We start from the raw sequence: 12,574 nt of genomic DNA on the forward strand, positions 1-12,574 counted from the left end.
AGTTGGTGCCGATATATCATTTTTTCTTAGCCGTATCCAAAGGGATCGGTGGCGGTCCCAGAAAGAGTTCATCTTCATCGTTTCTCCTGGCGGGTGAAATACTGTCTCCACTTACTTCCGTTGAATCACCGGATGACTTTGGTTGATAATAACTCGGACAATTGTATTCTTTGGATATTTTGAAGCCTGGTTTTGGGAAGGGCCCCGGCTCTATACCGATTGACTTATCTTTATAAACCTTTTCAAGAAAGCTACCTACAATGGGTAGTGCTGTTTTGGCACCTTCACCGAGATTCGTTGTTCGGAAGTGAATACTTCGGTCGTCACCTCCAACCCATGCACCAATCACCAGATCCCTTGTGATGCACATAAACCAGCCATCGGAATTGTTGGAGGTGGTTCCTGTTTTTCCCCCGATTTCGTTGTTGTTTTTTGCCACATCGTAGCGCCATTTAATACTGCCCGATGTTCCGCCAGGCTCATCTACACCTCCTTTGAGCATATTTACCATAAGGAAAGCGGATTCTCTGCTGATAGCCTGTCGTGTTTCAGGTTGAAACTCCTGAATCACTTTTCCGTTCCGGTCTTCAATTTTGGTTACGAGAATGGGTTCTGTGTAGTTTCCACTATTTACAAACACACAGTAAGCCGCTACCATGTCGTATAGAGATACATCAAAGGGACCGAGGCCAATGGAAGGCAATGGTTGCAAAGGGGTGGTAATACCCATTTTTTTGGCGTATCGCACCACGTTAGCTGGTCCAACCTGGTCAGTTAGTTCGGCTGTGACCGAATTGATGGACTGGGCAAGAGCGCGTCTGAGCGTCATATTGGAGTAGGACCAGGTGCCGGTCGCATTTCTTGGCTTCCATTCCTTTTCCTCTCCATTTTCTATATACTTCTTGGTAAATGGCTTGTCTTCAATCTCCGAGCAGGGACTCATGTTGAACGTGGAATCGTCAATGGCTGTGGTATATACGAATGGTTTAAATGTGGAGCCTGGTTGGCGTTTTCCCTGCTTTACAGCGTCGTATTTGAAATAATTGTAATCGAGTCCACCCACCCATGCCTTGATCTGTCCGGTGTAGGGGTTCATGGCCATCATTCCGGCTCTCAGTACGCGCTTGTAATATTCAAGGGAGTCCATGGAGCTCCAGTAGCGCTTCATTTCGCTGCTGTTTTTCCAGTCATATACGGTCATTGTATCCTTTTTATTCAGATAAAAAATGACACTATCAGGATGGTCTGGGAATTTTTTAGCAAGACTTTTATATGAGTTTGTACGCTTGATCACATTTTCCAGAAAATTAGGAATTTCTTTACCGTCTTCATCCACCCAAGGATTCTGTTTTCCCCAATGGTCTTCGAATACGCGCTGGAGCTGCTTCATTTTCTGCGTCATGGCTGTTTCGGCGTACTCCTGCATACGTGAATCGATCGTAGTGTAAATCTTCAAGCCGTCGATTCGCAGGTCGTAGTCATTTTTTTCACCCCATTTTTTTACGAAATCAACCACCGCATCTTTGAAATAATTGGCATTGCCATCATAAGGTGTTTCAAATTTTGTTCTCAATTCAATAGGCAGGGCACTTATGGAATCTGCCTGTTTTAAAGTAAGAAACCCATATTTTTGCATCTGAGATATTACCACATTGCGTCGCTCAATGGAGCGTTTCATATTTCTGATCGGGTTGTAGGTTGTGGTTGCCTTCTGCAAACCCACCAGTACAGCAGCCTCCTGTATGTTCAGGCTATCTGGTGCCTTGCTGAAATAGGATTTTGCAGCGGTATTAATCCCATACGTATTGTTACCATAATCAACGGTATTGAAGTACATGGTAAGTATTTCCTCTTTGGTGAAGTTACGTTCCAGTTTGATCGCCGTGAGCCATTCCTTCGTTTTGTAAATGAGCGTACTAAGCCCAGGGATGTAGCCTAATAGTCCGCGGGCACCAGTTCTTCGGGTTTTGAATAATTTTTTAGCCAATTGCTGTGTGATGGTACTCCCGCCCCCCCGGTCCGTTGCACCCGTGGCGATTCCAACGGCCACACTCGCCATGGCTTTGTAATCAATACCCGAATGTTTATAAAACCGGATATCTTCGGTGGCCACCAGTGCTTTGATCAAATAGGGTGATATTTGTTTGGCACCAACGGGCGTTCTGTTTTCAGTATAAACCTTACCGATCATCACCCCATCGGAAGTGTATATTTCTGACGATTCGTTAACCCTGGGGTTCTGAAGATCTTCTACGCTGGGCATACTGCCCATTAACCATAAGAAATTCGTCTGAACACAGAATATATAGAATACAAAACCCAGGAATCCATAAGCAAAAGTTTTCCAGAGAAATACAATCGTTCTGTAATATCTGGATTGCGTGTCAACGTTGTCGGCCCACCACAACGAGATCGAATTTATGTTCCTGTGCAGTGAGGTTAAAAATGTATCCGTACGCCGTTTTCCAGCAACTGCTGATACCAGGCGATAAAGTAATGCTCCGGAATATTTACTGAGCTGTATTCCAACGAATTGAAATAAGGCCTTTATTTTATTGAAAACAGATTTAATAAAGTCCATTAAAAATTAAATTCGAAAGTCTTTTAAATACAATGGGTAAGGACACAATGTATCTGGAATTCAACTTCCTATTTTAGTAATGATTAGCTAAAAATTGACTGGCCAGGTTAGCGGGCCAGCTAATTGTACAATATAACATCAAATTAATGAAAAATCACGTCGATTTTTCATTATCGTTTTGTAAAAATCCTTCGCAGCCAAGATTCTTCCGGAGGCCAGCACTTGTTTTGATCCCCGGGAGGACGACGGAACAATCCCGCCGAAAAACCAAAGTAAATATTGAACGCCTTAGGGTTTCCTATATTCAGCAGGCCGGAGAGGTGATCTGTTCCGATCCATAGAGGACCTGCACGCCCTGCGAGTCCTATGGCCGGCGAAGTATAGCGGTTCATTAGCGATAACGGAACAGAAATTTCGTACCACTTATGTTCGAATCGGGGTGTCACGGCCAGCATGGATTCTGCTTTCATACCAAAGGCACTTTGCGGGATCAGATTTTGAACCCAAAGTCCGCTTACATATACATTGGGTTTTACGTTGTAATCCACACTTGCCTGAAAAGCCATCGGTAGTACCACCTTAAAGTCTGGCGCAATATTGCCTCCAGCATTCAGTGAGGCGCCTATCGCATTGAAAAAACCTTCGGATCCTTTCAACCTTTGAAAATCATCGTATTGAAAAGATTTATTGGTCGTATGTACCTCCTGTTGCATGATGTAACTGGGATTGGAATAATGAACCCGCCCAACATCTGTCAGCGAAACAGCTACTCTGTACAGATATTTATTTTTGCTTCCGTCCCTTCTTCTTACCCCCTTTTCGGTATAGGTGTACTTATTGATATCGGGTCGATATTCATATACCGCGCCAATGTCGAATCCCCAGCCGCTTCCCGGAGGAGCCTGCCCGATGAGCCATGAGGGTGTGGGTTTCACGTTCTGAAAACCTTCATCGCGGGTCATGGCGTATTTTACATGTATTTCGTTGACATTGATGATTTGCCTCTTGTTCTGCCATTTCGGGTCAGGGGAGAGGCTGAATGTAGAGTTATCAACAATGGCATGGGCATTGTACAATCCAAGGAGTCTTTTTGCTGTAAATCCCACTTTTATATAATCGGTTTCGTTGTCAAGCACAACGCCCCCAAACGTGAATGCAAGTTCACCCAGCGTATTGAAATGGAGCTTGCCCGACTGGTTGTTAAATACAGGCCCCTGCAGCTCTTCAAGCCTGGTCGTTTTACTGATGAGCCGGGCTAAAGGTTCGGTTACACCAGTGGCATTCAGAATGAATCTCATACGTGTTGTAATGCCTACCCCAACCCTGCCTTTCAATAATCCAAACATCAACGACGGCAGTCGTGCATCTCCGCCTGAGTTCAGATAATTGATATCGCCCCTCAGTTTTTCGTTCAAATATTTTCGAGGAAATTCTACCTTTCCGCGTTCATTACGATACTTGTCTGAGACTGTATTGGAAATGAGGCCCAGAAAGGAATAGGGCGCATCATATCTTACATGGTTGGTAGCGGTATACAACTGGGCTCCGACAACGTTCGCAAAAATACTATACCTACTGTCCGCAACGAATGCCGGATTATGGTAGAGCGCATTGGTACCGGCATAATTGCCCATCGCTACACCCTGCAGGTGTTGGGATTTTGTCGTAAGTGACAATAGTACAAGTAATAACGCTGGTAAATTTTTGCCCATAGTTCGATAACAACGCAAAGTCGGCAGTTTTCAATATGCGATTGCAAAGAAAGCGCGAAGCTGACTCACTTGCAACCCCGGGATGCAGGGAACTCAAATAATTATTTGGAGGGAGAGCTGAATGATGAAGTGGTTTTTGTTAGTATTGTGAATTGGGGCCAATTGTAAGATGGGTATTCTTATTGCAATCGTACATTTGTGATGGAGGCAGTTACCAGACCGACAATTATTCATGTTCGTTTTCATAAGGAATATGCTTACATAGGTTAAATTTTAGGACATGGTGACGGACGTATTTGGAGTGGTGAATTATTAATATTTTGTTAATTAACTCAAAGGCCATATATTGTTCTGTAAAATATAGAAATATACTTATTCAAATTTTGTATTGTATGAATTTTTCATTCTCCGATTATCAAAACGAAAATTTCTTTGATGAGATGTTTACTCCGGAGGGCGAGATTCGCCCTGGTTATGAACATTTAAAGAATAAATTTGAAAACCTCACCAATGAAGATCTGACCAACCGTCAGTTGGCCACAGAGCGGGCGCTGCTATCCATGGGGATTACTTTCAATGTCTATTCGGAGGGAGAAGGTACCGAGCGCATTATGCCGATAGATATAATTCCACGCGTCCTTTCCAGTGCGGAATGGGAATGGCTGGAAAAGGGTTTGAAGCAACGGATAAAAGCATTGAACATGTTCATTGACGATGTGTACAACGAACAGAATATACTGAACGACGGTGTGGTCCCAAGGGAATTGATCGAGTCCAGTAAGTGTTTTCTGAAGCCATGCATCGGTCTGAAACCACCCAAGGGGATTTGGTGCCATATTACAGGTACCGATCTGATCAAGGGTGAAGATGGCACTTTTATGGTGCTGGAAGATAATTTGCGCTGTCCGTCCGGCGTGTCGTATATGATCGAAAACAGGGAATTGTCAAAACAAATCTTCCCTGATGTACTCGCCCGAACGGGTGTAAGGCCTGTTTCCGATTATCCTACCAGGCTTCTGCAAATGCTGCAGCATCTGGCCGACAGGCCTAATCCGACGATTGCAGTTCTTACACCGGGTATCTACAACTCGGCATACTTTGAGCACTCTTATCTGGCACAGCAAATGGGTGTTGAGCTGGTTGATGCCCGCGACCTGGTTGTTTCTGATGGTTATGTTAAAATGCGTACAACGAGCGGTTTGCAGATTGTGGATGTGATTTATCGCCGAATCGATGATACCTTCCTTGATTCTGAGGCATTCAATCCTGATTCTTTGATTGGTATTCCCGGAATTTTTGAGGTGTATAAAAAGGGAAGAGTAGCCTTGGCCAATGCCCCGGGAACCGGAGTCGCGGATGACAAAGTGGTGTACGCGTACGTGCCCCGCATCATTCAGTATTATTTACAGGAAGAGGCAATTATACCGAATGTAAAAACCTATATCTGCGGAGAAGAGGAGGATCGAAATTATGTTCTGGAAAATATAGAAAAGCTCGTGGTGAAGGAAGCCAACGAAGCCGGTGGGTACGGTATGCTGATCGGACCAAAGGCTACCCCTGAGGAGCACGAGCTTTTTAAAGAAAAGATAAAAAATAATCCGCGTAACTACGTGGCACAGCCTACAATCTCATTGTCCAGAGTACCCTGTATGGTGGATGGCCATGCAGAAGGCCGTCATGTGGATCTGCGTCCCTATATTTTGTATGGAGATGATATTAGTGTTATTCCAGGCGGGCTGACCCGTGTGGCCTTGAGAAAAGGCTCACTTGTGGTGAACTCTTCCCAAGGTGGGGGCGGAAAGGATACCTGGGTGTTGTATTGAGTCCTGGAAACCAATTGCCGCGTGCGGGGGGTATGGTGAGTCCGATATTTGTATACACAAGATACAAGCTGATTTCAATGAAATAGCATCAGAATTGGGGAAAAGACTTAACATACACCTAAAATAAAAACGAAAAATGCATCGCGAAGTACACACTTGGTTTAGTCCGTCTCTGAACAAGCAAATGGAGGTTGCTGTGTATGGTCATTATGGTTTTGCGTTACTTTTAATTCCAACTGCCGCTTCTGACTATCTGGAGTACGAGCATATGGGACTCATCGACAGTATATCGGAATTTGTAAATGCTGGTAAAGTAAAAGTATACTGCATCAACAGTATAAATGCGGAAAGTTGGCTTAACCCGCATATGCATGGTTATGATAAGGCGATGAGGCACCAGGCCTTTAATGACTATGTGTTCAAGGAGGTAGTTCCGTTTATAAAGAACACTACTGGGCCTGGAGTTGAAATTATTGCAGGTGGAGCATCTTTTGGCGCCCTTCATGCCGCCAATTTATTTTTCAAGCACCCGGATCTGATCAACGGCATCATTGCTATGAGCGGATGTTACGATCTGAGTGTATACACGGATGGTTACTATGACGACAATGTGTATTTCAACTCACCGGTACATTATCTGCCCAATCTTAAGGTAGAATGGCATTTGTCTTTATATCGTCAAAGCAGACATATCCATTTTGTTTCGGGCTCCGGTGCATATGAAAAACCGGAATGTTCGCAACATATTTCTGCGATACTGAGTTCGAAAAATGTGCACCACGAACTGGACATCTGGGGACAGGACATGCCTCATGATTGGTGGGTGTGGCATCGCATGCTTCCTTATTATCTGGAAACCAGATTTTGAGAAGTGAGATGTGAGAAGTGAGAAGGGAAATGTGAAATGTGAGAAGTAAAACGCTAGATGTCAGCACTTTACATCTCACATCTCACATCTCACATTTTACCACTTTTTATGCCCCTTCAAATTGTCTTAAAAACCGTACGTCGTTTTCTGTGAAAAGTCGAAGATCATTGATTCCATACCGAAGCATGGTGATACGTTCGATGCCCATTCCAAACGCAAATCCGGTATATTCTTCACTATCAATTCCGCAATTTTCCAGCACGTTTGGATCCACCATGCCCGAGCCGGCGATCTCTACCCAGCCCGAATATTTACATATATTGCACCCTTTCCCTTTACAAATAAAACAGGTTACGTCAATTTCAGCACTTGGTTCTGTGAAAGGAAAATAAGAGGGACGTAGTCGTATTTTGGATTCCTTCCCAAACATTTCTTTTGCAAAATGGTATAGGGTGTCCTTAAGATCCTTGAAACTTACGTTCTTATCTACATACAGCCCTTCTACCTGGTGAAATACACAGTGGGCTCTTGCCGAGATGGCTTCGTTGCGGAATACCCGGCCCGGCATAATCGACCGGATGGGTGGTTTTTGCCTTTCCATGAGTCGTACCTGCACATTGGATGTATGTGTTCTCAGCAATACATCATCTTTCACTTCGCCTTTACTTTTCGAAATAAAGAAGGTGTCCTGCATCTCGCGCGCGGGATGATTGTCCGCAAAATTTAATGCGCTGAAATTATACCAGTCTGTTTCAATTTCCGGGCCGTAAGAAACATTGAATCCCATTCGTTCAAAAATCTCGATGATCTTCTGACGCACAATCGTCAATGGATGAATGCTTCCATTGAGGTTTGGCACAACGGGTAGCGTCAGGTCAATCAGGTCGGTCGAACCTGTATCATCCGCGTTCTCGAGTAAAGCTGTGAACTCCTGAAAGCGTGTTTGTGCAAGATTTTTAAGCGTATTTAATTCCTGTCCCACTGCACGACGTTCTTCCTGAGCAATGGTCTTGAGGTTATCGAACAGATCCGTTATGACACCCTTTTTACTAATGTATCTAAGGCGGAATGCTTCCAGTTCCTCTTTATTCCTGGCCTGACTGCCTTCAATTTCGGAGAGTAATTCTTTTACCCGTTCGGTGATCATAAACAATTTTATTTAATAAATGCAGCTTTTAAGGAATGAGCCAGAACGTGAATCGGTACACCGTACTGCCAAATTGGTATTAAAACCGGTGCAAAGATAAATAAAGTTCTTAGCGTTAGGCCCGCACAGCCGAGGGATTATTGCCTTTTTGCGAATCGGGCTCATCGTTTTGATGCATTTTTAGACTACGTAAAATTACGTGTTTTACTAAGTGTGCTTACGGCATTTTCATTTTGAAGTTAATTTAATAATCTGTAAATCAATTAGATAGTTGTATATACGTAGTTTTACGCACTTTACAAATGTGTGATACTGACGTACATTTGACATAGAAATTTAAACAACAAAACTTCCGAATATGCTATGAAAACTTTCTCTGCTTTTGCCCGTCCCAACATTCCTGCACAATCCTTTGGAACTTCGGTGGCACCGATCATGATCCAGTTTATGGGACGTCCTATATCGATATCACCTGACTCCATTACATTCATGGAAGGGGAAGGTAACTATACATTTATCTATACAAATGCAGGGAAAAAATATTTGGTTTCAAGAACCTTGAAATCACTATCAGAACATCTGACCAGCAATTTCATCCGCGTTCATAAATCGTATGTTGTCAATGCGAATTACGTGGAAGAACAACTGGTTCACGATCGTATTCTCAAAATGGCTGGCGGAAAGGAAGTGATGATCAGTCGTAGAAAACTCAGAGAGATTTCGGGGATTTTGGATCATTCCTATTTTCGTGTAAGTGCTTAAATATCATTAGGTTAAATTAGTGGGTTATTCATAAAAACAGCAGCCATCGCTTGGATCGAAGGCTGCTCGTTTTGTTTTTATTGCATACTGAATTTAGGATGCAATTTCCGTCCTAATCAGTTAGAATAATTTAAGTCCTAATGTTACTTGCCAGGAAGTGATCTTTTGTTTCACTTTGGCAGTACCGTCCACAGGCGTGCCATTTACCTGGAATGAAGCCAGATTCGTGAATGATCCTTCTTTTCTGACATCAATGCTCACACCGCCTAAGTCAAGTCCAGCACCGAACTGGTAACCGAATGTTGCCTGGTCCATGGAATCATTAAAATTGGAAGTGTAATGCTTGAACGCGTCACGCAGACGTTGGTTGTCCCCAATCCGAAAGGATGTGACGGGGCCAGCAAGAATCCGAATGGGGCCTGCCTTTAATCCGACCAGCAGCGGAACGTCAATATTGCTATATTTGACATTGATCGTTTGTGTCACCGGAACAGCCTGATCATTCTTGATAATTTCAAATGAACCTCCTTTGGTAGATACCAAAACTTCCGGCTGAATGAAAAGGACTCTTCCGAATCGGGCATAAATTCCACCGACGAAACCAGTTTTGGTATCGAAGCTCTCTTTCAGATTGTCACTTACTGCTTTTCCATCATATCCCAGGTAAGGGTTTCCATTGTCATCGTAACGTGTTGTAAATACATTCCCCATAGTCAGCCGTGAAAGATTTACTCCTCCCTTAATGCCGAACGCAAAGCCTTTTTTCTGTGCTTGAACAGTGGACATGGCCACAAGTGTCAGAAGGCACATTAAACTAATTTTTGTCAGGAAGTTCATTCAAAAGTGTTTGATTAGTAAAACCGGTTGATAACGTAAAGCAAATAAAAAACAATGCCTCGCGCCTGAAATATTTGATTTAACGGCGAAAACCTTAGCATATTTGGACTAAAATTTGAAAACCCTGTTAGCAATCAGGACAATCCAGTAATATTAAACCCCTATGGCCAAAGCCAAAACCGCTTTTTTTTGTCAGGAATGTGGGTACAATTCCCCCAAATGGCTTGGAAAATGTCCCTCCTGTGGCGAATGGAATACGTTTGTTCAGGAAGTAATTGAAAAGGAAGATAAAAAAACCACAGTTTCCTGGAAATCGATTTCGCTGGCTGGTAAGCCAAAGTCGCTCGCAGAAATCGAATATGAAAATGAACCGCGGATTCACACCCTTGATGGGGAACTGAATCGTGTGTTGGGTGGAGGTATTGTGCAAGGTTCGCTGGTGCTGATTGGCGGGGAACCCGGAATCGGGAAGTCAACTTTGATGCTGCAGATCGCGCTAACCCTTGCCGATAAAAGAGTGCTGTATGTTTCAGGAGAGGAGTCGGAGCAGCAGATAAAAATGCGTGCGGAGCGTATGGAATCAAAAAGTGTTAACTGCTTTATCCTAACTGAAACGCATACGGAGAATATTTTCAGACAGATCGAAGAGTTTCACCCCGATATTGTGGTAATCGACTCCATTCAGACCATGCAGTCGGCCTACATCGAATCGGGTGCCGGCAGCGTGTCGCAGGTGAGGGAATGTACTGCGGAATTTATGAAGTATGCCAAGGAAACGGGTGTTCCGGTATTTCTCATTGGTCACATTACGAAAGACGGATCGCTGGCGGGTCCAAAAGTATTGGAGCACATGGTGGATACCGTGCTTCAGTTTGAGGGTGACAGGCATACGACTTACAGGATTTTGCGTACTGTCAAAAATCGCTTTGGAAGTACCTCCGAGCTGGGTATCTATGAAATGCATGGCGCCGGGCTAAGGCAGGTGAGTAACCCGTCCGAAATCCTCATTTCGCAACGTGATGAGCCAATCAGTGGCATTGCCATCGGATCCATGATGGAAGGTAATCGCCCGTTATTGATTGAAATACAATCTCTTGTAAGTGCCGCAACCTACGGAACTCCGCAAAGGAGCAGTACAGGGTTTGATGCAAAGCGTCTCCAGATGCTGCTAGCCGTGCTGGAAAAACGCGGAGGTTTTCGATTGGGTGTGCAGGATGTATTTTTGAATGTGGCAGGAGGGTTACGTGTGGAGGATCCGGCGATAGATCTGGCCGTGATTGCTTCTATCGTTTCTTCATACGAAGATTCCTGTATTCCTGCATCCGTTTCTTTTGCTGCGGAAGTGGGCCTTGGCGGTGAAGTGCGGGCTGTGAACCGGATAGAAAGCCGAATCCTGGAAGCTGAAAAATTGGGTTTTAAGAAGATCTACATCTCCAAGTACAATAGCAAGGGACTGGATTTGAAGCGAGCCAAAATAGAAATTATTCCCGTTCCACACCTCGATCAGTTGTTTTTGGATCTGTTTCTGGAAAGGTGAGAAGTGAAATGTAACCGGGCTGGGCAAAAGGGAGATGTTGAAAAAATGGGAAGATTTGATCAGGTTAAGTGCCGAAAGCCGATTGCTGACGGCCAACTGTCCCATCAATATTTTGCATAATAGGTTCTGAGCCTGTTTGTGACCCGGTCATAAATGGGTTTGCTGAACTCGACGAAGAGGTCCTGCGGGGCGGGTGGAAGTAGCTCCTGACTTTTACACATGCGAATTTCTGCGGGAGTTAGTGCACGCTCGTCTCCGTTGTAATTGGCCCACTCGCACATCCAGTTATATTCCCCCGTAAATTTCTCCTGATTCACAATCCGTTTTGCCTGGAAATCTTCGATTCGCATATCCAGCAATCCGCTGGAATGCACCGTCTTGCGGTTTTTTGTTAATTTGGCAGTCACCTTGCCGTAAATAGGCACCTTCACCTTACCAACGGTCTTTTCACTCACTTTTACCGAATCCTTGCTGGTTACGGTTTCCGTATTTTTTTCAATCAGGGTTTGCCCTACTACAAAATCATCGAATTGTAACGTGATGACGTGGTCGGGTTTCACCTTGGTTTCGGTAGCTTCGCCAGGCGTGTAAAAACGTACGAATTTGTTCATCCGCCTGTTGGTATGCAGAAATTCATTGATACGGTCCTGGAAATAGGCATTGCTTAGCTGATATGCCCTCGAAGTCACAAGTACCTGTTCAACAACCACTTTGAAGGTTGCAATATCAAAAGAATCATCAAGCTTCTGTTGAATGTCTTTGTAGCCAGGCAGCAATTCATTAGCCTTTTCAAAGTGTTCGTAAGCGATTCGGGCGTTTGGTCTGGTGCCGTTGGAGAAAGCCTTCTCACCTTCAGTGTAGCGAATGGAAAACGCACGTTGCCGTGCATCTTTTTCTTCCGTTTCAAAATTTTGAGCGGTAACAACTTTTGCACAAGGAGTGCAACGGTTTATTGCGTCGTAAAGTTTATTGAGGGTTTCATATTCGTGAACCTCAGTTTCGAAGCGAAAGAGGTGGGTGGCGTTTTTGTTTCGGGCTATTTCGCCCAAATGGAGATCAAGTGCATTGGGATAAGCTGCTTTCAGGATGTCGAGAGAAGAAAGGTGGTTGGGAGTACTCCTGAGCTTTTCCACTGCCCGGAGTACAGAATCATCATAGTTGCCCTTTTTTAGTGATTTTTTGGCTGACTTACATGCCTGAAATAAAGCACCAAAGCAGATCGCTAATATGGATAAGATAAAGAGATGTTTTTTCATAACTTAAAACACGATACAAATTGAGGATTCCTACCGTCAAATGTCTGAAAA

At 44.0% G+C, this 12,574-nt stretch carries 9 protein-coding genes; 4 read left to right on the forward strand and 5 right to left on the reverse strand.

Going from position 1 to position 12,574, the window contains the following annotated elements; genetic code table 11:
- Nucleotides 1-16 precede the first annotated feature (16 nt).
- Together DYADSP32_RS25360 and DYADSP32_RS25365 are read right to left on the reverse strand one after the other, a co-directional pair.
- The gene (locus DYADSP32_RS25360; protein ID WP_149240140.1) at nt 17-2,581 is read right to left on the reverse strand and encodes a transglycosylase domain-containing protein; all 2,565 of its coding nucleotides are present in this window, start codon (nt 2,579-2,581) and stop codon (nt 17-19) included.
- Between the two features lie 170 nt (nt 2,582-2,751).
- Nucleotides 2,752-4,293 carry a DUF5723 family protein gene (locus DYADSP32_RS25365; protein WP_149240139.1) on the reverse strand — a complete coding sequence of 514 codons (1,542 nt, stop codon included), beginning with the start codon at nt 4,291-4,293 and terminating at the stop codon, nt 2,752-2,754.
- Between the two features lie 392 nt (nt 4,294-4,685).
- Here DYADSP32_RS25365 and DYADSP32_RS25370 point away from each other — a divergent pair, with 392 nt between their 5' ends.
- A complete protein-coding gene (locus DYADSP32_RS25370) occupies nt 4,686-6,116 on the forward strand; it encodes a circularly permuted type 2 ATP-grasp protein (protein WP_149240138.1) in 1,431 nt (476 codons plus the stop codon).
- 136 nt (nt 6,117-6,252) lie between these two features.
- Nucleotides 6,253-6,984, forward strand: coding sequence for an esterase family protein (locus tag DYADSP32_RS25375; protein ID WP_414618049.1), 732 nt, complete (start codon nt 6,253-6,255; stop codon nt 6,982-6,984).
- A 106-nt stretch (nt 6,985-7,090) separates the two neighbouring features.
- Here the strand turns inward: DYADSP32_RS25375 and pheS are convergent, their stop codons facing one another.
- Nucleotides 7,091-8,131: a phenylalanine--tRNA ligase subunit alpha gene (gene pheS / locus DYADSP32_RS25380; RefSeq protein ID WP_149240137.1), complete on the reverse strand. Its 1,041-nt coding sequence runs from the start codon at nt 8,129-8,131 to the stop codon at nt 7,091-7,093.
- Between the two features lie 363 nt (nt 8,132-8,494).
- Between pheS and DYADSP32_RS25385 the strand changes: the two genes are divergently transcribed.
- Nucleotides 8,495-8,893: a LytR/AlgR family response regulator transcription factor gene (locus tag DYADSP32_RS25385; RefSeq protein ID WP_414618050.1), complete on the forward strand. Its 399-nt coding sequence runs from the start codon at nt 8,495-8,497 to the stop codon at nt 8,891-8,893.
- A 120-nt stretch (nt 8,894-9,013) separates the two neighbouring features.
- Here DYADSP32_RS25385 and DYADSP32_RS25390 read toward each other — a convergent pair whose 3' ends face one another.
- Nucleotides 9,014-9,679, reverse strand: a complete 666-nt coding sequence (locus DYADSP32_RS25390; protein WP_414618051.1) for a porin family protein — start codon at nt 9,677-9,679, stop codon at nt 9,014-9,016.
- A 214-nt stretch (nt 9,680-9,893) separates the two neighbouring features.
- On the opposite strand from DYADSP32_RS25390, the gene radA reads away from it, so the two are divergent.
- On the forward strand, nt 9,894-11,267 hold the full coding sequence (gene radA / locus DYADSP32_RS25395; protein WP_149240135.1) for a DNA repair protein RadA: 1,374 nt from the start codon (nt 9,894-9,896) through the stop codon (nt 11,265-11,267).
- A 104-nt stretch (nt 11,268-11,371) separates the two neighbouring features.
- Here radA and DYADSP32_RS25400 read toward each other — a convergent pair whose 3' ends face one another.
- Nucleotides 11,372-12,523 (reverse strand): hypothetical protein, encoded by a 1,152-nt coding sequence (locus DYADSP32_RS25400; protein ID WP_149240134.1) that lies wholly within the window; start codon nt 12,521-12,523, stop codon nt 11,372-11,374.
- Between the last annotated feature and the right edge of the window lie 51 nt (nt 12,524-12,574).

The sequence above is a fragment of the Dyadobacter sp. 32 genome, assembly GCF_902506755.1.
Lineage (GTDB): Bacteria > Bacteroidota > Bacteroidia > Cytophagales > Spirosomataceae > Dyadobacter.

Bases quoted from the DNA above. Each gene is read 5' to 3' on its own strand.
- DYADSP32_RS25375 (WP_414618049.1), top strand. From the start codon at position 6,253: ATGCATCGCGAAGTACACACTTGGTTTAGTCCGTCTCTGAACAAGCAA.
- pheS (WP_149240137.1), bottom strand. From the start codon at position 8,131: ATGATCACCGAACGGGTAAAAGAATTACTCTCCGAAATTGAAGGCAGT.
- DYADSP32_RS25360 (WP_149240140.1), bottom strand. From the start codon at position 2,581: ATGGACTTTATTAAATCTGTTTTCAATAAAATAAAGGCCTTATTTCAA.
- DYADSP32_RS25390 (WP_414618051.1), bottom strand. From the start codon at position 9,679: ATGTCCACTGTTCAAGCACAGAAAAAAGGCTTTGCGTTCGGCATTAAG.
- DYADSP32_RS25385 (WP_414618050.1), top strand. From the start codon at position 8,495: ATGAAAACTTTCTCTGCTTTTGCCCGTCCCAACATTCCTGCACAATCC.
- DYADSP32_RS25400 (WP_149240134.1), bottom strand. From the start codon at position 12,523: ATGAAAAAACATCTCTTTATCTTATCCATATTAGCGATCTGCTTTGGT.
- DYADSP32_RS25370 (WP_149240138.1), top strand. From the start codon at position 4,686: ATGAATTTTTCATTCTCCGATTATCAAAACGAAAATTTCTTTGATGAG.
- DYADSP32_RS25365 (WP_149240139.1), bottom strand. From the start codon at position 4,293: ATGGGCAAAAATTTACCAGCGTTATTACTTGTACTATTGTCACTTACG.
- radA (WP_149240135.1), top strand. From the start codon at position 9,894: ATGGCCAAAGCCAAAACCGCTTTTTTTTGTCAGGAATGTGGGTACAAT.